Consider the following 22,211-nt stretch of genomic DNA (forward strand, 5'->3'; position numbering starts at 1 on the left):
TTTATACCCCCTCACCACTCAATATCCGCAACGGATGTCGGGTTGGGGTTTAATGTAACTTCACGAACTTTAGCATTGTTGATTTCAATCATCCGATCCGCCATAGGAGCAATTGCTTGGTTATGTGTAATAACGATCACGGTCGTACCTGTATTTTTACAAGTATCTTGCAACAATTTTAAGACTTGTTTTCCGGTTTCATAATCTAGTGCTCCAGTTGGTTCGTCGCACAACAATAATTTTGGTTGTTTGGCCAACGCTCTGGCAATGGCCACCCTTTGTTGTTCTCCTCCCGATAATTGAGCAGGAAAATTATTCAATCGGTGGCCCAAACCGACATCTTGTAATACCTTTTCAGCGTCTAACGCATGTGGCGAAATCTCCCCAGCTAATTCTACGTTCTCTTTGGCTGTCAAATTTGGTACTAAATTATAAAATTGAAAAACAAAGCCCACATCATCGCGACGATAGCCGGTCAATTGTTTTTTGGAGTAATCAGCAATGTCTTTTCCATCGACAATGATTTGCCCTTCGTCCGCAACATCCATTCCGCCCAAAATATTCAAAACAGTCGATTTTCCGGCACCACTCGGTCCAACGATCACAGCAAATTCACCTTTTTCAATCTCGAAAGATATGCCATCATTGGCGGAAATAGTAGTTTCCCCCATTTGATAGCGTTTGTATTCATTTATTATTTCTACGAAAGCCATCAGTATCCCTACATTTCTACATTTTCTTTTTTAGTTTTTAATTTAAAACAATGTAAAACAGTATAACACAAAATAAGTCGTAAGAAGCAGTAAAAGCTGCTTCTTACGACTTATTTAATCGTTAAGGCTGCCCCACGGCTAACCTAGTTATTTTCTAGTCAAATTCAAGAAACTCTCCTGTTTTAGCATCGATATGAACATCATCATTCGCACTGTCGCTGCCTTCGACGTCTATTTCATAATAGATTGTTCCATTCTTGCTATCGATACCCCATTCTTTGGCGTATCCGCTGCCGACTTTATCCAATGCCGCTTTCATCGCTTCTTGCGGTGAAACCAGTCCGGCTAAGTCTAAGACTTCATCATCATCGACATTATCTTTATCGTCTGTGTCTTTATTCATCACTTCTCCGGTGGTAGCGTCAACTTCTAATTCTACCTCGTTCGTTGCATTATAACCTTCAACTTTATAAACATAATTGTTTGAATCCTCATCTATGCTGACAGATGTGATTTCCGCATCTGAGTATTCATCTTTAAATTTATTCACAGCATCTTCCATACTGACATCAAACGTTTTGTTTTCGATGCCTTTAGATGAGGTATCCGTATTACTAGAGCTAGAAGAACTAGAATCTGCAGTGCTGGAACTAGAGCTCATTGAAGAACTGGAGTCCGATGACATCATGCTGGAACTGTCAATTTGATCGCTTGACATCATCATCTCTGAAGAAGCTTCGCTTGGCGTAGTTGTCGTGTCCTCTTGATTTCCGCTGCTGCATGCTGCTAAAACTAAAGAAGTTGCTAAAGTTGTTGCACCAATCAAAGCTTTTTTGCTCATACCTGTTTTCATATTATCCTTCTCCTTCTATATAGAATTTGAATTCACTTACAAACGAGCGGTCAGCGGTTTTGTATTTTCCGTTTCCCCTCTTCGTTTATATGGCTATTATAGGATAGATCCATCAACAATTAGAAGTAAAAAGACTTCTGAAGCTTTTTAAAGATTTAATTTGCTGTGGTTGTGCCCATAAGCCACATAGAAAACAAAGCCAACGATCAACCAGGCTCCAAAAGCCAACCAGACAGATAAAGACAACTGAATCATGAGGTACAGACAGACGGCAATAGACAATACCGGCAAGAATGGCACTAACGGAACTTTAAATTCTTTTTCATCGGGTTGACCAAACTCTTTACGCAATTGAATAATACCGGCCGCAATGATGATAAAAACCATCAACGTGACAATATTGGTTAATTCGGCTAATCGTTCGAGAGGAACAAATCCTGCTAAAACGGCCGAAATGACTCCCGCCGTAGCGGTAGCATTTTTAGGACTATGCGATTTCTCATCTACTTCGCTTAGTTTTTCCGGCAGCAGGCCATCACGACTAATGGCGTAAATCAAACGAGCTAATCCGTAAGTCATCGAAATCAATACTGTCAACAATGTCAAAATGGCGCCTACCGAAATCATACCGGCGATCACATCTTGACCGATAAAGCGCATAGCAAAAGCTACTGGGTCTTTTACATTTAATTGTGCAAAAGGAACCAACCCCGTAAGCACTAGAGTCACCCCTATGTACAATAAGGTGGCGATCCCTAAAGAACCGATAATGCCTCGAGGCACATCGCGTTGCGGGTTCTTGGTTTCTTCCGCAGCTGTACTGACGGAATCAAAACCCAGAAAAGCAAAAAAGACAAATGCTGCACCCGAAACGACCCCTTTCATTCCAAAAGGCGCAAAAGGCGTCCAATTTTCAGGTTTGACATAAAAGACGCCGACGATCACAAACAAAGCAATCAATGAAAACTTCACAATGACCATTAAGTTGTTTAACCTGAGCGCTTTTTTAGCCCCTTGAACCACTAAATACGATACTCCTAAGGTAACTAAAACCGCGATCAAATCGATATAAGAACCGGTTGCTGCATTATAGGAAGCGCGTAAAGCCATCGGCAATCCTAGTCCGATCCCATCTAAAAAGCCATTTACATAGCCCGACCAGCCAGAAGCAACGGATGCATTAGCCAATAGATATTGGCAAATCATCAGCCAACCGACTAACCAGCCCGCCAATTCTCCAAAAATGGTGTAAACGTAAGAGTAGGCTCCTCCGGCAACTGGAACGCGTGAAGCAAATTCAGCGTAGCAAAGGGCAGATAACACGCAAGAAAAAGCAGCGATCACAAACGATACGATCAAAGCCGGTCCTGCTGTATTTGCTGCTGCTGTTCCTGTGATCACAAAGATGCCTGTTCCAACAATGGCTCCTAATCCAAGTAAAATCAAATCCATTGTTTTTAGGTCTTTTTTCAATTCCGATGTTTTTTCTCCTATTAGCGGCATCGGTTTTTTTCTAAAATAATTCATTCTGATCCATCCTAACCTTTCTTAGTTCCGGTTTTTTAAGCTTTGATGTAGCCGATCAAAATGCCGCCGGCGATCACTCCAAGACAGCCCAGCAAAACGTAGCGGAACTCTCTTTTCGATTTTGTTTCTCCAAGAAACCAGATGCCGCCTAAAGTTGAAATGATGATTCCTGTTTGAGACAGTGAGAAACTAATAGCTAAACCAACATTCTTCATGGAAATCAGCATAAATATATTCCCTGTTGCCCACAACAAACCAGTCCCGATGTTGCGCATCGTGTACTTGCTTTTTATCTCTTGTCGGAAAGAAAACAAGAAAGCACCAATCATCATCCCAACCGCTTGCGGCAAAATAACGGCTAAAGCATCCACTCCGGTAGCGTTGATCGTGATCGTGTATAAACCATAACCAGCTGTTGAGAGCAGCAAGGCCATCGCACCATTCTTTTTGGCTGAAGCAGATTTAGTATCCGTTGTTTGTTCAGACTTATCGGTTACAGTCGTCAAACGCACACCGATAATCAAAATAACAATCGCTATAATTCCTAATACTATGTCTCTTGTACTGGTCCATTCTCTAAACAACAGCACGCCTGCCAACGTATTGACGATCAGTTGCAGACCTGTTGAAATGGGCAGCGTATTAGAAACACCGATCAGCTGCATACTTTGAAACTGTTTCATTTGCCCTAAAGACCAAAATATCCCAGATACCAAACCTGCTAAAATAATTTTCATATCAATGGCAGGTTGATAAACAACATACACTCCTATTGAAAAGATAAACGCTCCCACGGTCATTCCGACCGTTTGCTGATAAGCATTTCCGCCTAATTTTCCACTAACTAACCCAATACTTCCCCAAGCAATAGCTGGCAACAATGCAATTAAAATTTCCATATTCAACCTCTTCCTTAATGATTCAATTTATTAATACTCACATCATAACAAGGATAAGAGTTGAACTACAACATGTAACTGGTTCCAATATAAATTCTTTCACGAGGAGATGGAACTAATGACTGGAATGTGCTAAGGTAAGTGAAGAAATTTTAACAATTTGACCAACAGAAATGAGGAATCCGCATGACAGATTACGATGTCATCGTAGTTGGCGGTGGAACTAGCGGTATGATGGCTGCTATCTCTGCTGCTGAACATGGTGCAAAAGTTGCCGTTGTCGAAAAAAACAAAACGCTCGGCCGTAAATTACTGGTGACCGGCGGCGGACGTTGCAACGTAACCAACAACCGCGATAAAGAAGAAATCATCGCCCATATCCCAGGAAATGGACGTTTTTTATACAGTGCTTTCCATCAATACGATAATTATGATATTATGGCCTTTTTCCGTTCGAACGGAGTCGCTTTAAAAGAAGAAGACCATGGTCGGATGTTTCCGATAACGGATAAGGCTCGGACTGTTTTAGAAGCTTTGATCGAGATCATGGAGCGATTAGCCATTACCGTTTATACCGATGCTCCGGTTGATACATTACTGTTTGAAGACAATAAAGTTGCAGGCTTGCGATTGCAAGATGAACGAGAGTTGTCGGCCAAAAGCATCGTTCTGTCAACTGGCGGACGAGCCATGCCAAGAACGGGTTCAACCGGTGACGGTTACAAATGGGCTAAAAAAGCCGGTCATAGTTTAAAACCTCTTTACCCGACAGAAGTACCCGTTTTGTCTGATGAAGCTTTTATTCAAGATAAAACCCTTCAAGGTCTTTCTTTACGGGATGTGGCTCTTAGTGTCTTAAATAAAAAAGGAAAAAAAGTCATTACCCATCAAATGGATATGATTTTCACCCACTTTGGTATTTCAGGCCCAGCAGTTTTGCGTTGTTCCATGTTTGTTCACCAAACCATGCAACGCGATAAAACAGATTTCGTCACATTTTCATTAGATGCATTGCCTGAATTATCAAAAGGCGCAGTTACTCAACAGCTGCAAGGTTTAATGAAAAATGAAGGAGAAAAAAGTACAAAAAATGCTTTAAAAGGCTTAGTGCCTGAACGGTATTTATTGTTTGCTTTGGAACGATTAGGTGTCGATGAAAATGCGCCTTTGAAACAAATGACACCCGATCAACTTGAGAAATTCATCGAGTTTTTGAAAGATTTCCGGTTTACAGCCAATGGTACGCTTCCGATCGAAAAAGCGTTCGTCACCGGAGGCGGCATCAATACAAAGGAAGTCAATCCCAAAACGATGGAAAGCAAATTTACCAGCGGTTTATATTTTTCCGGTGAAATTTTGGATTACAATGGATACACTGGTGGTTACAACATCACTGGGGCATTCATTACCGGTCGTATCGCCGGCATGCACGCTGCTGCTCAAGCTTTGGAAAATCACGAATAACCAAAAATCCGCTGTTCCTTTTTTAGGAACAACGGATTTTTTCAGTTGTGTGGACTTTCGATTTCTGCAAATGTAGCTGAAGTAACTTTTTGTAAATCGAGTGGATCCAATTCGATTTGTAAACCCCGCTTGCCTGCTGAAACAATGATACGTTCCATTTGTTCAGCACGTTTTGAAAAATAAGTAGGGTACAGCTTTTTCATTCCGATCGGAGAACACCCGCCGCGAATATAACCGGTCGTTTTCTCTAATTCGCTTAACGGCAATAGCGCTATGCGTTTATTACCGCTGGCTTTAGCTAATTTTTTCAAATCAATTTCACTGTCTCCCGGAATGCAGGCAACGACTATGCCAGTTTTGTCACCTGTCGTTACAATGGTCTTAAAAATCCATTCTTTCGGTGCTGTCAGTGTTTCGAAAACGGCTTCGGCGCCTAAATGATCTTCATCCCAAGGATATTCATGAAGTTGATAGCTGATTTTCATTTTATCCACTAACCGAATGGCATTGGTTTTTTGTAGTTTCGCTTTTTTCACTTGATCAACCTTCTTTAAAATTCGAGTCTATAATATTTAGTGTTGATGAGCAAAATAATGACAGACGAAATTTTCCGTTAGAATAAAGCGTTCTATCATTTTTGATGTTGGTAAAGAAAATGACTGTATGCTATAATCTTGAAATTTTTGGAGGAATAGTAGTTGCTTATAGCCATGAAGAGGCTTGAAAACCTGAAGACCATAAGGCTCCAAGAGTTCCCATGGCTTTCCACAAGCAAACACGTAAGTTCCGGAGGAAATTCCACCCCCTAAGAATCACCAATACGACTTGATAAAGTGTCTAAAATTCATCTTTTAAGGACAGATTATTTTTTGCGGATAATGTAAACTTTCAAGTAATCTCCTTGTTGAAAATGAGGACTGATTTTGAAATCTTCCGGCAAAGTATGCTTTTCTTCTACCGAATAAGCAGCTCCTTGATTTTCAAAAGCTTCTTCGATAAAGCCTTCAAATTTCTTAGTCGTGACATTAGCCGCATTGGTTGAGGCAATAATGATTCCGTTTGGTTTAGTCAATTGAATGACCTCTTCCAATAAACCAGTATAATCTTGTGCCGCGCTGAAAGTCCGTTTTTTCGAACGAGCAAAGCTTGGCGGATCTACCACTACCACATCAAAGGCTAATTGGTGCCGAATAGCATATTTAAAATAATCAAATACATCCATCACACGAATCGTTTGGTCTGCAGGGTTTAACCCATTTATTTCAAATTGTTCTGTTGTTTTTGGCAAGCTGCGTTTAGCTAAATCCACACTCGTGGTTTCAATCGCTCCGCCTAATGCTGCTGCAACCGAAAAAGCTCCAGTATAACTGAACGTGTTTAAAACAGATTTACCCATCGCATAATTTTCCAACAAACTTTGACGCACATCACGCTGGTCTAAGAAAATCCCAGTCATTAATCCATCATCCAAATACGTTGCATAGCGAATGCCGTTTTCCTGAACGATCAACGGCTCAGGTGCAGCTTCTCCAAAAATAAGGTCGGTAGCTGGTTTGATTTTCATTTCAAAACGAATTTTTTCGTAAATTCCTTTAATTTCCGGTGCTACCGTTTTAAAAGCAGCTAAAATCTGATCGCGGTGTTTGTAAATACCGGCACTGTACCATGAGAAGACGTAGTAATCGGCATAGAAGTCAACTGTCACCCCGCCTAAACCATCGCCTTCTCCATTGAAGACGCGGTAAGCAGTCGTTTCGTCATTCAGTCGGAAAATTGAACGTTGATCTAAAGCTTCTTGGAAGATTCTTTCAAAAAAAGCTTGTCCGATTTTTTCATTGGCTTGGGTTGTTAAAATCCAGCCGTCGCCTTTATTTTGTTTGGCTAAATAAGCTACTGCAACAAATTTCTTTTGTTCATCAATACATTCTATTACGGTACCTTCTGAAACTTTTGGTTCTTTAACAAAATCTTCCAATACCAATAATGGATAACCTTGACGTGCACGCTCAGTAGCGCGTCTTTTCAACATATATTTTTCCACGGTTCAACTTCTCCTTTTTTAATGCTTTTTCTGATTTGCAACTCCCCAGTATACCATACTCTTTGTGGTATTTATTTTTCAAGAGCGGTTAACGGAGTTGATTTTTCTTTTTTTTAATTCCTTTTACTTTATAAAAAATCCATTGACAGGCTTCAAATAAGATCAATCCTACTAATGTACCGATAGTATTAAAAATCAAATCGTCGATATCGGCTACTCCAGTATGAAACAGGAATTGCATCGTTTCAATCGAAAAGGAGACCACCGAGCCCAACAACAGCGTTTTAAAAAAGTAATGGCGTTTAGTCGTTAAATAGGCCGCTCCAAATCCCATAGGAATAAACCAAAGGATATTGCCGTATAAATTATAATAATAATCAAATAAAGTGACACCCTGAGTTAATTTAAAGGTATGAACAAATGGCGTCCAATTGATTTGATCGAGTGAACGAAGCGTTACTGCAACATTTCCAATGCTGTTTTCTTCTCGGAAAACGGTCAAATGAATCAATAAGATCAAATAAAAAACAAACAGATTCAAAATAACTTCGCGGCGGATTTTAATCGGCAACTGTTTCTTTTTGCGAATGAACAAATATAAGCTTCGGCCGATGGCCCAAACAATAAAATAAAACAGGGCTTGATCTAAGCTGTAAAAAATAAGTTCAATCAAAGGAAAATGGTTGATCGAATCGCCCAATAAATTTTCAGTTAAATCAAAAAGAGATTGTAAAAAAAACATGGTGAGGCAAAACCTCCCTTTATCTTGATGTTACCCATTATACCTTAATCACTAGTTTTTTTTGACTCTAAAAAGAATAAACTTTACTTAAATTTAACCTTACATGAGAGAACCCTGCTCTTTTGCCATTGTATCCGAATACATTCTGATTATATGAGGCAAAAAATTGACTCTAGTGTAAATTAGCTGTAAAATATCTATGATATGTCTTAATAGCTGGTGCTTATTCGTATTAAATAAGCAGACGCTCACTTTGATAAAAAAAGGCATTTTTTTTGTATCTTTAAGGAGGACTTAACTAGTGACTAAATTAAAATCTATACTAAATACACGGCTCGGTTTCTTTTCATTGGCAGTCGTTTTATTCTGGGCAAAAACGTATTTAGGGTATACACAAGAATTCTCGCTTGGTGTTACCGGAGCTATGCAGCAATTTATTTTGCTGATCAACCCCGTGGCGACCACCATGCTGTTCCTTTCGATTGCCCTGTACTTTAAAAAAAGCAAGAAAGCTTATACCGTTTTATTCGTGGTTTACTTTCTTTTAAGCGTGTTGCTCTTTGCCAATATCTTATATTACCGAGAATTTTCTGATTTCCTTTCGGTAACCACGATTCTTGGTGCTGGGAATGTTGCTGGCGGTCTTGGAGCCAGCACAACCGCTTTATTAAAAGCACGAGATATTTTTTACTGGCTCGATTTTGTTGTCTTGCTTGGTTTAGTATTGACAAAAACGGTCAAACTTGACCAACGTCTCTATAAAAAACGTTCCGCTGCTGCAATAACCATTTTAGCTGTAACCTTATTTGCAGGTAATTTAGCATTAGCAGAAAGCAATCGCCCGCAACTCTTGGCGCGTACCTTTGACCGGAACTATATCGTCAAATACCTCGGTTTGAACTTTTTCACTGCTTACGACGGTTACCAAACGGCGCAGTCCAATCAAATCAAAGCCAACGCAGATGAGTCGGATATGGATGCTGTTCTCTCTTATGTAAATGAACACTATGCTGCTCCTGATTCAGAAATGTTTGGAATTGCTGAAGACCGTAATGTAATTTATTTGCACTTAGAAAGTTTCCAACAATTTTTGATCGATTATCAATTAGAAGATGAAAATGGCGAATTGCATGAAGTGACGCCTTTCTTAAACAGCATTTTCCATGACCAGCAAACCCAAAGTTTTACGAATATTTTTCATCAAGTAGGACAAGGTAAAACGTCTGATTCTGAAATGTTATTAGAAAACTCATTATTCGGTTTGCCTCAAGGCGGCGCATTTACCCAAGTTGGCGGAAGCAATACTTTCCAATCGGCAGCCCAAATCTTACGTTCTAAAAAAGATTACACAAGTGCTGTCTTACATGGAAATGTTGGCTCATTCTGGAATCGAGACAACACCTATAAACAATTAGGCATCGATTATTTCTTTGATGCTGATTCTTATGATATGTCAGAAGGCAATACCCTTGAATACGGTTTGAAAGATAAATTATTCTTACAAGAATCTGTTCAGTATATCGAACAATTGCCTCAACCTTTCTATTCAAAACTTATTACCGTTTCAAATCATTTCCCTTATCCATTGGATGAAGCGAATGTTGAATTCAAAGCGGCCCAAACGCCAGATGATACCATCAATAATTATTTTGTGACGGCTCATTATTTGGATCAAGCCATTGAAGAGTTCTTCACTTATCTGAAAGATTCTGGTCTCTACGATAATTCTATTATTGTCTTGTACGGGGATCACTATGGTATTTCAAATTCAAGAAACAAAACATTGGCGCCTTTACTTGGCGAAGATCCAGAAACTTGGAACGGCTACGACAACGATATGTTGCAACGGATCCCGTTGATGTACCATATTCCTGGAACAGACAATGGAAAAATCAACGAACAATTCGGCGGCCAAGTTGACATGCTGCCAACATTGATGCATTTGTTGGGTGTCGATACGAAAGACAACATCATGATGGGAACCGATCTCTTCTCAGCTGATCATGATGAAACAGTTGCTTTCCGTAACGGTGATGTTGTAACTCCAAAATACACTCTTGATGGTGCAGACATTTACGACACCGCAACCGGCCAATTGATTGAAGAGCCTTCTGAGGAAGTACTTGCTGAAACAGAAGCTTTAAAAGAAGCTGTTTCTACTCAACTAAGCTTGTCAGACAGTATTTTGCATAGCGACTTATTGCGTTTCTACACGCCTGAAGGCTTATTAGAAACTGACCCTGCTTCTTATAGTTACCAAAACCAATTAGAACGGATGAAAGCTATCAATGAAGGTTTAGGCGATCAAGCAACTAGCTTGTACGATTTAAACGGTAAACAATCAACCGTTGAATTGTACGAAACAAATGCTCCTGAATTGCAAACAGAAGAAGATTCTTCTATCCTAAACCAACCCGCTACTGATGGTTTGAACGAAACAAAACCTGTAGAAGAATAAAATAAGCATATAAATTGTGGTTCTACGTCAACTGACGTTGGTAAAGAATTTTAGTCCCTTATTTAATTAAAAAAACTTGAACACTTTTCATGGTAGGCGTTATGCTGCTATGAAAAGTGTTTTTTCGTTCTGTTTAATAGCCGCTGGTTTCATATTAAAATGCAGAAGAATACGATTTTTATAGTTCACGAAGTTTCGGTAGCCGTAGGCCACACGGTTAAGAACTTTGATCTTATTGTTGATTCCTTCAATTTTTCCGTTTGAATACTTATAGGTAACGGTATTTTTTATGTGCTTCGTATGTTTTTTCAATGTTTTGAGGCTCGTCTTCATTGGTTTTGAAATAAGTGGATAATCTTTTTCTAAAATCTTTACTAGCTCATCATAGTCATTCTCTTCAAGAGCCTTTAGAATCGTTTGATACACCTCATAAGTCTCTTTCAGAACGGTGTTGTAGCCCAACAGTTCGTCGACGATCGCTGATTCTAAGCGTAGACCAAATAAAGCATAATAAGTATAGGTTGTATAAGACAGTTCAGATTCTTTCTTTAAGATTTTTTTCCAAAACCGTTTTAATCGACGGTACTTTTTCATATCTTCTCCATTTGAGGTATGAAATTGATTCATAACCGTTATCCTTGTACGATTCAGTGAACGATTAATCAGCTGGACAATATGAAAACGATCAATAATGATCTTGGCGTTTGGAAAAAGAATGGGAATAAAATTGACGTAACCAGCGTTCATATCGACTGTAATGGTTTCTACTTTTTTTCTAGCCTTTAGGCTATACCGTGAAAGGAAATGGTCTTTTATTGTTCGACTGTCTCGAGAAGGCAAGATATCAATGATCGTTCCTTTTTCGGCATCAATGTATTCAAAAGCCATTGTGCTATTGGCGTACTTAAACTCGTCAAACGAAAGATGTTTAGGAAGCCAGAAGTAATGCGGTTTGTAATTCTTAGCTTGCTCGTTAATAACGCGCTGCGTCGTTGCTGAAGAAACTCCCGTTTGACTAGAGATATCTTTTATAGATTGAGCCATAGACGATTTATCTAAAATTTGTGCTTTTACATGATTTGAAATAAAACAATTTTCTTTCAATAGAGGCGTTTTCGCAGTAAATGTAGCCTCGCATTCTTTGCACATGAATCGCTGCTTTTTAAGCAGTAAATAGGTGGGATGAATACCACTCATGGGTAAAGTAATGCGCGAGGTCTGTGTTCCGTTACAGTAGATGGTATACTGCTCGTTTGGTGTATGGCACTTCATACATTCCTGCGGAATGTAAGTCAATCGTCCTTTAATAAATTTACATTTTTTTCCTTTGAATTGACCGTATTCTACGCAATCCTCTTCAAAAACAATGTTTTTGTCTTGTATATCTAGTACTTTTCGCATATCATTTGATGTAGGCAAGTGAGTTCTCTCCTTTGAATGAGTTGTGGTGACTTTAATTCTACAGGAGAACTCACTTGTTTTCTATTTTCACGAAAAAAGACGTTAGTAAGTTTTCACTCACCAACGTCAAATATTGTACAACCTAAATTGTATTTGTTAATTTAAAAAGCCAAAGCGCTGTTCGTCGCTTTGGCTTTTTTTTGGCTCCTTATCAAATCGTGTTGGTGTCTCTTAGATTGAAATTACCTTCGGAACTTACGTGTTTGCTTGTAGCCACTATTCCTCCAAAAATTTCAAGATTGTAGCATATAGTCATTTCACTTACCAACACCCAAAATGATAGAACCAGTTTTCGCCATTCGGGGACAAGCTCCTTTCTTTTTAGCAGTAGTTTATCTCGATTTCCCGTTTTTGAGACAAACTATCTTACTTGCAATTGAATAGAAAAGCGACAGGGACAACATATTATAAATAGTACATAAGGAAGAAAATAATCCGTTACAGTAGGGTTCAAGAGAAATATAGCCCCTTATCAAGAATGTGAAAGAAAAGCACCTAAGAAAAACCAAATGAAAATACAGCAACTACTCTAATAGAACCATTTTCCCCAGATTTCTGTGTTTGTCTGTGTGAAGCCACAAAATCGGTGCTTTAAGCTTTAAAGTCTAAATCGGATAAATACAAAAGCGAGAAAGGATGATCTCCTTTTCTCGCTTTTGTATTTTTCTTAACGACTATTTGAACGTATAAGAAGTCATTTTTCAGCAGCCAACAAAATTGTTGTATCCTTTTTTAATCTTTTGTCTGCTTTTCTGACTGACTTGATTCTGATGGAAAAACTAACGTAAACAAGGTACCTTTTCCTGGTGTACTTTCAACGCTGATCTTAGCGCCATGCAAGTTCATCAATTGCTGAACAATCGCTAACCCTAAACCAGATTCTCCATACTTAGTATTTTTTCTAGAAACATCGGCTTTATAATAACGTTCCCAAATATTTTTCACTTCTTCAGCATCCATTCCGATTCCCGAATCTTCAATGGTGACAATGCTCGCATTGTCTTCTACCCACCCTGTGAGCTTGATTTCACCATCTTGAGTAAATTGAATCGCATTTTGGATAAGGTTGACCATAATTTGAATAAATCGGTCATAATCTGCATAAATCATCATTTCTGACGGGCAATCTAAAACAAGCGTATTTTTAGCCGTTTTTGCTTTAGTAGATAGCTGTTCGATAATAATTTCAAGAGCTTCTTGAACATTAAAATTTTGTTTGTACAACATGATTTGATTGGTTCGGATTTTTTCATAATCCAAATTTTCATTCACTAATCGAATCAAACGGCGTGTTTCATTGCGCATGAGTTCGATACTGCGTTGTTTTTGGTTCTCTGGTATCATATCGTGTTCTAGTCCTTCTAATAACCCATTGATGGTTGTCAACGGTGTCCGCATTTCATGAGCAGCATCTGCCATAAATTGTCTTCGCCGGTTTTCTTGACGTTCGATTTCTTCGTGAGAATCTTTTAATGAACCGACCATACTGTTAAAATCACTGGCTAAATCGTCAAATTCATCGCGCCCGTAGTTTTCCAAGTGGACATCAAACTTCCCTTGTGCAACAGTATGGGTCGCTTTTCTTAAACGATTGATTCGATTGACTTGGTATTTTGCAAACAACAAACTCATAACAATCGCTCCTAATGAAGAAAATAAAAAGGCGCTAAATAAGTTATCCCGCAACTCTGTGAGATTAGCTTCAATGCCGCTGATCGGCGAGCTGACGGCTACAAAACCAGAAAATACCCCGCTGGCTTTTACATAAAACGGCAGGTACACTAAAGCAATTTCTCGGTTATTGCCATAAAAGTCTTTTTGCCGAACGGTCAATGAGATCCGCTGCCCTTCTTCTAATTTTTTCATATCCGCTGCAGAAATACCGCTTGAGTAATTAGACTCCGCTTGGGGGTAAATCATTTGATCTTCACTGTTAAAGACGCTCAACGTGACTCCTTGATTCTTCAATATGATTTGTCCTGTATCCAATTGGTCTGTTTGAAGATCGCCTTCGATCAAGGCTTCCGCATACCCATATAATTGTGTTTCGGTATTGCGGTAAGTCGTATTTTTAGCAAATTGTAAAAAAGAAAAACCAAGAATGATCAGCATGGTCATAATCACTGTAAAGAATGCCAGCATTTGTTGATAAAAATATTTTAATTTCATTTTTATTCGACTCCAGTGTCGTCAAATTTATAGCCTATGCCCCATACTGTCTGGATAACTTGCGGACCAGTCTTATCGATTTTTTGACGCAGCTTTTTGATGTGCGCATCTACTGTCCGTTCATCGCCAAAATATTCATAGTCCCAAATCATGCTCAATAATTGTTCTCTTGAAAAGACTTGTTTTGGACTTTTTGCCAATGTATACAATAATTCAAATTCTTTAGGTGTTAAGCCTTCGATCTCTTTCTCATAAAGGATGGCTTCACGTGTCTTCTTATCGATTTTAAGGTGCTTAGTTTCAATTTCATATGTGCTTTCGACGGAACCGCTGCTGTCGTCATGGCTTAGCTCTGCACGTCTCGTTATGGCTTTAATGCGGGCGATAAGCGTTAACGGACTGAAAGGTTTCGTGACGTAATCATCAGCTCCCATTTCCAATCCAATCACTTGATCGCTTTCAGAATCTTTAGCTGTCAGCATAATGATCGGAACGCGCTTAGAAACTTTGCGCATTTCACGGCAAATTTGCATACCATCCATGCTCGGTAAGTTCAAATCAAGAATAACTAAATCCCAACTTGCTACATCTGTTAAAAATAAATCCAACCCTTCTTTCCCATCTTGAATAAAAGCAGCTTCCCATTGTTCTTTTTGAAAAAACATTTCCATCATTTCGCAAACCGAATGATTGTCTTCAATCATGATTATCTTCATTTAGTGATAGGCTTTTCCTTCTGTGACTTTGATCAGAAGAAAAAAACCTATGCCTCCCTTCGTATTGTAGAATAGGTGTTTCGCTTTATTAGATAGAACAGCCTTTTTTAATTTGCTAGGATTCAAAATCCGTCGCGTGCTGATCCATACCGCAGCACTGAAACCTTTATTTGCTTGTTTTAAAAAAATTGCAAAAGAGCTGACATTTCTGATACTCTTTTTTGTGCTGACTCTAGTTTAGTATACTCTTTTTTTTAAGGCAACTGAATGCTAACCTGAATTTTTTGTTTGTTTCACTCATTTTGTATTGTTTCATTAAAAACAGCCCTCATTTTTTCAAACAATGAGGGCTGATCTATTCTTTTTGTTCAAACTTGTTTAGTTGATCATTCGCTACACCTTATTTTCTTGCAGGACGAGCCTCTTCTCTTCTTTTAAACTTCTACTTCCAAAAGAGAAGGATCCTGTATTTTTCTTCCTTGTAAAAAATGGAGTTCATCGATGACCATCTCTACTAAAAAGACCGTTTCTTCTTCTTTATTTACATAGGATCTCGATTGCATTCTGCCTGATAGACCTACTAGATGCCCTTTCTCGCAATACGTATGCAGCAACTTTGCCACTGGGCCCCAAGCTACCACCGGAATAAAGTCTGTTTGCTGCCCTTGTTCATTTTTGTATCTGCGTTTAACGGCTAGCGTATTGTTCGTTACTATTTTTCCTTCTCCGATTTCTTTCAATTCGACTTCTTTAACTAATCGACCGACTAAAGCCATTTGATTCATTTTTTCTCCTCCTTTAATTGTCTTACACTTTAACTGTCTGTCAAAAAAAGCGTATTCATTTTTAAACACAAAAAAATCACCGAAAAAGTTTTGCACACCTTTTCTAGTGATTTTCTATTGGTACTGTCTCTCTATTCTTTAATTGACAATCGTTGGTTTTGTAAAGTAACTGAAAATGTGGCCCCAAGTAGACATTTCAAAAATGGCAAATGGGTTTCCATCTCCAATGATTCCGTAACCCACCATTGCTCCAAGAATTAAAGCGATGGCAATCAAAACAATGACAAGCAAAACTTTTAAAATGAACGTTAAGATCTGCGTTGCTATTTTTTCTTTTGTCATTGTGTCACCTCATTTTTTTTGGATTTTTTTAATTAAAGGCTGAATTTTTTCTTGGACATGTTTTCTAATAAGATTCCCGTTCCTAAAGCGACAGAATCTAAAGGTAGTTCTGCTACAAAAACAGGTACTTTTAATTGTTCAGCAAACAGTTGATCCACACCATCTAATAGTGCTCCTCCGCCGGTCAATATAATTCCGCGATCAATAATATCAGCAGACAATTCCGGTGGTGTTTGTTCTAAAACGTCTTTCGCTTGTTGAACGATCATCAACATAGATTCAGCTGTTGCTTCTTGAACTTCACCAGATTTGATCGTTATCGTTCTTGGCAAACCGCTAACCATATCTCGTCCTCTAACATCCATAGAATCGTCACGGCGATCGGCAAATACTGTTCCGATTTCCATTTTGATCGATTCAGCTGTTCGTTCCCCGATAAGAAGTTTGTATTTTTTCTTTACGTATTGAGTGATTTCATTGTCCATACGGTCTCCCGCTACTTTCAATGAACGGCTAGTTACAATTCCACCCATTGACAATACAGCGATATCAGTTGTACCACCGCCTATATCAATGACCATATTTCCGCTTGGTTGAAAAATATCCATTCCAGCTCCGATAGCTGCTACTTTAGGTTCTTCTTCAAGAAAAACATTTTTTCCACCACTTTTTTCAGCAGCTTCAATAATGGCTTTTTGTTCAATCGCTGTAATATTTGTCGGACAGCAGATCAAAATATTAGGTTTAGACATAAATCCCTTTACATTCAATTTATTAATAAAGTGAGTCAACATAGCTTCAGTGATATCAAAGTCAGCGATAACTCCGCCATCTAAAGGACGAATCGCTCGTATATTTCCTGGTGTACGCCCGACCATTAAGTAGGCTTCTTCTCCAACCGCTAAGACACGATTGGTTTTGGTGTCGATTGCAACTACTGAAGGTTCGTTTAAAACGATTCCTTTTCCTTTTACATGAATCAATACATTAGCTGTTCCTAAATCGATTCCTATGTCTTTCGCCATTGCTATGTTCTCCTCCTAAACTCTTGTTCAACTAGGGCTAATTTTAAACATTAGCCATCTAATTCATAATTATAACATATCTCTTTACAATCTGAAACTGTGATTTCAAAAAATTAAAACCATTGCTTGACTTTTTTGAAAAACGTTTAAAAAACTTATTTAGTATTTTATTCATAGAAAAAAAACTGGAATAAAATCCCATTAAAGTGATTTGATTCCAGTTTAGTTTCATTTGAATTCACAAAAGACGTTTAATTAAATAAAGCATTCAACTCTTCAGTTTTCAAACTATGTTCAGTCGTTTCATTTACACGTTCAATATCTGCACCTAAAGCTTGTAATTTTTTGTGGAATTTATAATAGCCACGATCTAAATATTCTAAATGAGTGACTCGTGTATAGCCTTCAGCCACCATACCTGCAATGATCAATGCAGCTGCTGCTCTTAAATCGGTAGCGGCTACTTCAGCTCCTTGCAATTTAGCTGGTCCATAAACAACCAACGTTTGGTTTTCGACAGTAAATTCACCGTTCATACGACGCAACTCTTCCATATGCATGTAGCGGTTTTCAAAAACCGTTTCTTTCATAGTACTCATGCCCTCAGCACATACTTGTGCAATCGTCATTTGCGCTTGCATATCTGTTGGAAAGCCTGGATGCGGCATTGTTTTTACATCCGTTGCTTTTAACTGTTCAGGTCCAATGACCCGTAGACCATTAGCCCCTTCAATAAAGCGCACACCCATTTCGCTTAATTTAGAAATCAAAGGCTTATTGTGTTCAGAAACAGCGTCTTCAATGAAGACATCGCCTTTCGTAACCGCTGCAGCCACCATGAAAGTTCCTGCTTCGATACGATCTGGAATAATGCTATGTTCTGTTCCGTGTAATGTTTCTACACCTTCGATACGAATGCTTTCTGTTCCAGCACCAAAGACTTTTGCTCCCATACGATTCAAGAAGTTAGCTAAGTCAACGATTTCTGGCTCACGTGCAACATTTTCGATGGTTGTAGTGCCTTCTGCTAATGCAGCAGCCATCATAATATTTTGAGTAGCACCAACACTCGGAAAATCTAAATAAATGTGAGCGCCTTTTAACTTATCGGCAAAAGCTTCAATGTAGCCATTTTCAATATGTACTTTGGCTCCCATCGCTTCAAATCCTTTTAAATGCAAATCAATCGGGCGTGTTCCAATGGCACAGCCGCCTGGTAGAGCAACTTTTGCATGCCCTAAACGTGCTAACAGCGGGCCCATCACAACTATCGATGCGCGCATTTTACTAACATATTCAAATGGAGCTTCAAAATTCAATTCTCCTGAAGCATCCAGAGTGATTTCTTTATCGGTTTCATTAAAATTAACAGCTACATTTAGATGACGCAATACTTCATTTATCGTAAAAACATCTGACAAAGTGGGTACATTGCTTAACTTGCTTTGGCCTTCACTTGCCAAGATGGATGCTGCTAAAATGGGTAAAACAGCATTTTTTGCGCCTTCGACCTTTACTGTTCCTTCAAGACGCTTACCGCCACGAACAATCATTTTTTCCATGATTATATCCCTCCGAAATTTCTGTTGCCAACTACCATTCCCTGTTGCTCTAACAATTTACAGCAATCTAAAGCATTATAACATAGAAGTAGGCACAGTTTCAATTTTTCAGATTTTTTTATTGCTTTAACAGTTAATAAAACCATTAAAATAAAAAAATTAAATTACGCGATTGCAAAATAAATTCCAATACAAATGAACTTACGGTATAGCCGATAGTAATGGACAAAAACAAATAGAGCACTCGAGCTTGAGCAATATGATTTTTTTTGATCCATTTTTCAATCAACAACCCTTTTAAGCCCCAAAATGCTAATAAAATAAAGAAGACATGTGAAAAAAGACTGATGACTGCTTGGGTTCCTATAAAATTCATTTTGTCTTGCTCCTCTTATGTTTAGTTTAACACATACTTTTTTGAAATGGTATTTCTAGGATTTGCTAGCTAAAACAAACCAATATTCCTTTTAAATAAAAGAATACCTTCTTCTATAGTAGCGGACTTCCTTTTAAAAAAACAGTTTTATTCTTTTTATCTCAGCAGGTTTTAAGCCGTTTCTCATAGCTTCCATGAGAAAACAAGAAAAAAAGAACCTCACAGCTGCCTTTAAGCAACTGGAAGTTCCTTTACTCGTTTAAGAACGATTGTGTTTAGAGACAGAAATACGATTGATTGCTTTACGCAATGAAATCTCTGCTCGTTTTTGCTGTTTATTATTGTGAACAGCTTCAGCTTTACGAAGCGACTCTTCAGCGCGGTGTTTAGCTGCAAAAGCACGCTCTACATCAATATCTCTCGATCTTTCAGCACTATCCGCAATAATGGAACAGACATTGTTCCGTACTTCCATTATTCCGCCGTTTACAGCAATCAAGTCTTCAGCATCATTCGTTACCCGTTTGATTCGGACACCATTGATTGTCAAAGGAACAATAATAGGTGTATGTTCAGGCATGATTCCTAATTGGCCATCAATGGCTTTTACAATCACCATACTCGCACGATGGTCATAGACAATACCAGCTGGAGTCACGATTTGTACATGTAATTCCGCCATTTATACTGCCTCCTTTATTAATAACCTGCTGCTTCAGCTTTTGCAATAACTTCTTCGATCCGTCCAACGTTACGGAAAGCATCTTCCGGCAAATCGTCATAGCGGCCTTCTAAAATTCCTTTAAAGCCGCGAACCGTTTCAGAAACCGGAACATACGAACCCGGGATTCCTGTAAATGCTTCAGCTACATGGAAGTTTTGCGATAAGAAAAATTGGATACGACGAGCTCTCGAAACAACGATTTTCTCGCTATCTGATAATTCATCCATCCCTAAAATAGCAATAATATCTTGTAATTCACGGTACCGTTGCAAAAGTTGTTGAACTTCGTTAGCGATACGGTAATGTTCTTCACCGACGATTTCTGGCGCCAATGCGCTAGAAGTAGACGCTAACGGATCGACTGCCGGATAAATCCCTTGCTCTGTAAGTTTACGCTCTAGGTTGGTTGTTGCATCCAAATGGGCGAAAACTGTTGCAGGGGCTGGATCCGTATAGTCATCTGCTGGCACATAGATCGCTTGGATCGATGTGATCGAACCTTTATTCGTTGAAGTAATACGTTCTTGTAATTGACCCATTTCAGTCGCTAACGTTGGTTGGTACCCAACAGCTGACGGCATCCGGCCAAGCAAAGCCGAAACTTCTGAACCTGCTTGAGTAAATCGGAAAATGTTGTCAATAAAGAGCAGCACATCTTGACCAACGTCGTCACGGAAGTATTCAGCAATGGTTAAACCAGTCAAGGCAACACGCATCCGTGCACCAGGCGGTTCATTCATTTGACCAAAGACCATCGCTGTTCGTTTAATAACACCGGATTCTTGCATCTCGAAATACAAGTCATTTCCTTCACGGGTCCGTTCTCCGACACCCGCAAAAACAGATATTCCGCCATGTTCTTCAGCAATATTATGAATCAATTCTTGGATCAAAACGGTTTTACCAACTCCGGCACCACCAAATAATCCGATTTTACCACCTTTTAAATAAGGTGCTAATAAATCGATTACTTTGATCCCTGTTTCAAGAATTGATGTATTGCTGCTTAATTCATCAAAAGCTGGAGCAAAACGGTGAATGGGATCACGGCGTACGTCATCACCGAACGGTTCTTTTAAGTCGATCGTCTCGCCTAAAACATTAAACATTCTTCCTAACGTATCTTCTCCCACAGGAACTGTGATCGGGCTTCCAGTATCAGAAACCTCCATTCCCCGCTGCAATCCATCTGTTGATTCCATTGCAATGGTTCTGAGTACACCATTTCCTAATTGCAACGCTACTTCTAGTACAATCGTATTTTCTTTTCTTGCATCTTTTTCAGCATCATCGGTTGTTACTTTTTTTACTACAAGAGCATGATTGATTTCTGGTATATCGCCATTTACTGGGAATTCCACATCAACAACCGGTCCAATAACTTGAACAATTTGACCACTACTCATTCATTTTTCCTCCCATTCATTAAACTATTCTAATGCGGAAGCCCCACCTATAATTTCCGTAATTTCTTCCGTGATGGCGGCTTGACGAGCTCTATTGTAATTCACCGTCAAGTCATCAATAATATCTTTAGCATTATCGGTCGCGCCCTTCATGGCGGTCATACGAGCAGCATGCTCTGCGGCCTTAGCATCTAAAATAGCACCATAAATCAAACTTTCTGCATATTGCGGCAATAAAATATCCAAGATTTCTTCTTTTGAAGGTTCATATAAATAGTCGCTTTCATATTCCACTGTCTCTGAAGGATCCAAATCACTTAAAGGTAACATTTTATCGGCACGAAATTGGAACGTTATGGTGTTAATGTGGTGGTTGTAGCAAACATACAACTCATCAAATACTTCGTTTTTATACATTTCAGTTGCTGTCCGGGCAATGCCGCGGATTTCATCAAACGTTGGGTGGTCGCTGATGTCATTTAATTCATAAGCAACGTTCATGCCTCTTGATTTAAAGAAATCTCCAGCTGTACTGCCAACAGCCATAAAGATGTACTCATCTGGCGAGCTATGGTCTTTTTGGATCATATCTACGGTAGCTTTAATAATAGAACTGTTGTATCCGCCAGCTAATCCTTTGTCGGAGCTGATCACGATATAACCGGTTTTTTTAACTGGCCGCTCTACTAACATATCATGAAAATCAATATTAGAAGGCGAATTTGTGCCAATTAAGCCGCTGTCTTCAATCATTGTTAACTGTGTGTGCGCTAAATTCGTTACGATTTCTCGAACTTTTTTAGCGTAAATTTGGAACCCTTTTGCTTTTTGTTCCGCTTTAGATAACTTAGCTCCTGAGACCATTTGCATAGCATTTGTAATTTGACTCGTTTTTTTGGTAGAAGCTATTTTTTTACTAATATCATTTAAAGAACCAGCCATTCCTAT

20 protein-coding genes are annotated in these 22,211 nt (G+C 38.9%); 2 read left to right on the forward strand and 18 right to left on the reverse strand.

Translation table 11 applies throughout. The annotated features are described in order from the left end of the window. Positions 1 to 11: 11 nt before the first annotated feature. From NY10_RS05185 to NY10_RS05200, 4 genes are all read right to left on the reverse strand, one after another. Positions 12 to 713, reverse strand: a complete 702-nt coding sequence (locus NY10_RS05185) for an ABC transporter ATP-binding protein (RefSeq protein WP_058918965.1) — start codon at positions 711 to 713, stop codon at positions 12 to 14. A gap of 154 nt (positions 714 to 867) precedes the next feature. Continuing rightward, on the reverse strand, positions 868 to 1,566 hold the full coding sequence (locus tag NY10_RS05190) for a PepSY domain-containing protein (RefSeq protein WP_058918966.1): 699 nt from the start codon (positions 1,564 to 1,566) through the stop codon (positions 868 to 870). A gap of 147 nt (positions 1,567 to 1,713) precedes the next feature. After that, the gene (locus NY10_RS05195; protein ID WP_058918967.1) at positions 1,714 to 3,093 is read right to left on the reverse strand and encodes an amino acid permease; all 1,380 of its coding nucleotides are present in this window, start codon (positions 3,091 to 3,093) and stop codon (positions 1,714 to 1,716) included. Between the two features lie 35 nt (positions 3,094 to 3,128). Further along, positions 3,129 to 3,992, reverse strand: coding sequence for a GRP family sugar transporter (locus NY10_RS05200; protein WP_058918968.1), 864 nt, complete (start codon positions 3,990 to 3,992; stop codon positions 3,129 to 3,131). Positions 3,993 to 4,178: 186 nt separating this feature from the next. Here NY10_RS05200 and NY10_RS05205 point away from each other — a divergent pair, with 186 nt between their 5' ends. Then, positions 4,179 to 5,456 carry a BaiN/RdsA family NAD(P)/FAD-dependent oxidoreductase gene (locus tag NY10_RS05205; RefSeq protein WP_058918969.1) on the forward strand — a complete coding sequence of 426 codons (1,278 nt, stop codon included), beginning with the start codon at positions 4,179 to 4,181 and terminating at the stop codon, positions 5,454 to 5,456. Between the two features lie 41 nt (positions 5,457 to 5,497). Here NY10_RS05205 and ybaK read toward each other — a convergent pair whose 3' ends face one another. The 3 genes from ybaK to NY10_RS05220 all read right to left on the reverse strand — a co-directional run bounded on the left by ybaK (position 5,498) and on the right by NY10_RS05220 (position 8,239). Beyond that, positions 5,498 to 5,992, reverse strand: coding sequence for a Cys-tRNA(Pro) deacylase (gene ybaK / locus NY10_RS05210; protein ID WP_058918970.1), 495 nt, complete (start codon positions 5,990 to 5,992; stop codon positions 5,498 to 5,500). A gap of 326 nt (positions 5,993 to 6,318) precedes the next feature. Then, positions 6,319 to 7,497 (reverse strand): class I SAM-dependent rRNA methyltransferase, encoded by a 1,179-nt coding sequence (locus tag NY10_RS05215; RefSeq protein ID WP_082664191.1) that lies wholly within the window; start codon positions 7,495 to 7,497, stop codon positions 6,319 to 6,321. Positions 7,498 to 7,585: 88 nt separating this feature from the next. Then, complete coding sequence (locus tag NY10_RS05220) at positions 7,586 to 8,239, reverse strand: VanZ family protein (RefSeq protein WP_058918971.1); 654 nt, start codon at positions 8,237 to 8,239, stop codon at positions 7,586 to 7,588. A 301-nt stretch (positions 8,240 to 8,540) separates the two neighbouring features. On the opposite strand from NY10_RS05220, the gene NY10_RS05225 reads away from it, so the two are divergent. Then, positions 8,541 to 10,697: an LTA synthase family protein gene (locus NY10_RS05225; RefSeq protein ID WP_058918972.1), complete on the forward strand. Its 2,157-nt coding sequence runs from the start codon at positions 8,541 to 8,543 to the stop codon at positions 10,695 to 10,697. Positions 10,698 to 10,796: 99 nt separating this feature from the next. Here NY10_RS05225 and NY10_RS05230 read toward each other — a convergent pair whose 3' ends face one another. The 11 genes from NY10_RS05230 to NY10_RS05280 all read right to left on the reverse strand — a co-directional run bounded on the left by NY10_RS05230 (position 10,797) and on the right by NY10_RS05280 (position 22,205). Beyond that, entirely contained in the window at positions 10,797 to 12,116 is a 1,320-nt protein-coding gene (locus tag NY10_RS05230) for an ISL3 family transposase (RefSeq protein WP_156413272.1), read from the reverse strand. Between the two features lie 774 nt (positions 12,117 to 12,890). Further along, positions 12,891 to 14,327, reverse strand: coding sequence for an ATP-binding protein (locus NY10_RS05235; protein WP_058918973.1), 1,437 nt, complete (start codon positions 14,325 to 14,327; stop codon positions 12,891 to 12,893). Positions 14,328 to 14,329: 2 nt separating this feature from the next. Then, entirely contained in the window at positions 14,330 to 15,043 is a 714-nt protein-coding gene (locus NY10_RS05240) for a response regulator transcription factor (protein ID WP_058918974.1), read from the reverse strand. Between the two features lie 434 nt (positions 15,044 to 15,477). Further along, entirely contained in the window at positions 15,478 to 15,828 is a 351-nt protein-coding gene (locus NY10_RS05245; protein ID WP_058918975.1) for a single-stranded DNA-binding protein, read from the reverse strand. Between the two features lie 138 nt (positions 15,829 to 15,966). After that, entirely contained in the window at positions 15,967 to 16,170 is a 204-nt protein-coding gene (locus NY10_RS05250; RefSeq protein WP_058918976.1) for a DNA-directed RNA polymerase subunit beta, read from the reverse strand. 32 nt (positions 16,171 to 16,202) lie between these two features. Continuing rightward, on the reverse strand, positions 16,203 to 17,195 hold the full coding sequence (mreB, locus tag NY10_RS05255; protein WP_058918977.1) for a rod shape-determining protein MreB: 993 nt from the start codon (positions 17,193 to 17,195) through the stop codon (positions 16,203 to 16,205). Positions 17,196 to 17,446: 251 nt separating this feature from the next. Further along, the gene (gene murA / locus NY10_RS05260; RefSeq protein WP_058918978.1) at positions 17,447 to 18,757 is read right to left on the reverse strand and encodes a UDP-N-acetylglucosamine 1-carboxyvinyltransferase; all 1,311 of its coding nucleotides are present in this window, start codon (positions 18,755 to 18,757) and stop codon (positions 17,447 to 17,449) included. Between the two features lie 145 nt (positions 18,758 to 18,902). Beyond that, positions 18,903 to 19,133: a DUF1146 family protein gene (locus tag NY10_RS05265; RefSeq protein ID WP_058918979.1), complete on the reverse strand. Its 231-nt coding sequence runs from the start codon at positions 19,131 to 19,133 to the stop codon at positions 18,903 to 18,905. 259 nt (positions 19,134 to 19,392) lie between these two features. Then, on the reverse strand, positions 19,393 to 19,815 hold the full coding sequence (locus tag NY10_RS05270; RefSeq protein WP_058918980.1) for a F0F1 ATP synthase subunit epsilon: 423 nt from the start codon (positions 19,813 to 19,815) through the stop codon (positions 19,393 to 19,395). A gap of 17 nt (positions 19,816 to 19,832) precedes the next feature. Beyond that, on the reverse strand, positions 19,833 to 21,263 hold the full coding sequence (gene atpD, locus NY10_RS05275) for a F0F1 ATP synthase subunit beta (RefSeq protein ID WP_058918981.1): 1,431 nt from the start codon (positions 21,261 to 21,263) through the stop codon (positions 19,833 to 19,835). A gap of 24 nt (positions 21,264 to 21,287) precedes the next feature. Next, on the reverse strand, positions 21,288 to 22,205 hold the full coding sequence (locus tag NY10_RS05280; RefSeq protein WP_058918982.1) for a F0F1 ATP synthase subunit gamma: 918 nt from the start codon (positions 22,203 to 22,205) through the stop codon (positions 21,288 to 21,290). Positions 22,206 to 22,211: the final 6 nt, after the last annotated feature.

Source organism: Carnobacterium sp. CP1 (assembly GCF_001483965.1).
GTDB lineage: Bacteria > Bacillota > Bacilli > Lactobacillales > Carnobacteriaceae > Carnobacterium_A > Carnobacterium_A antarcticum.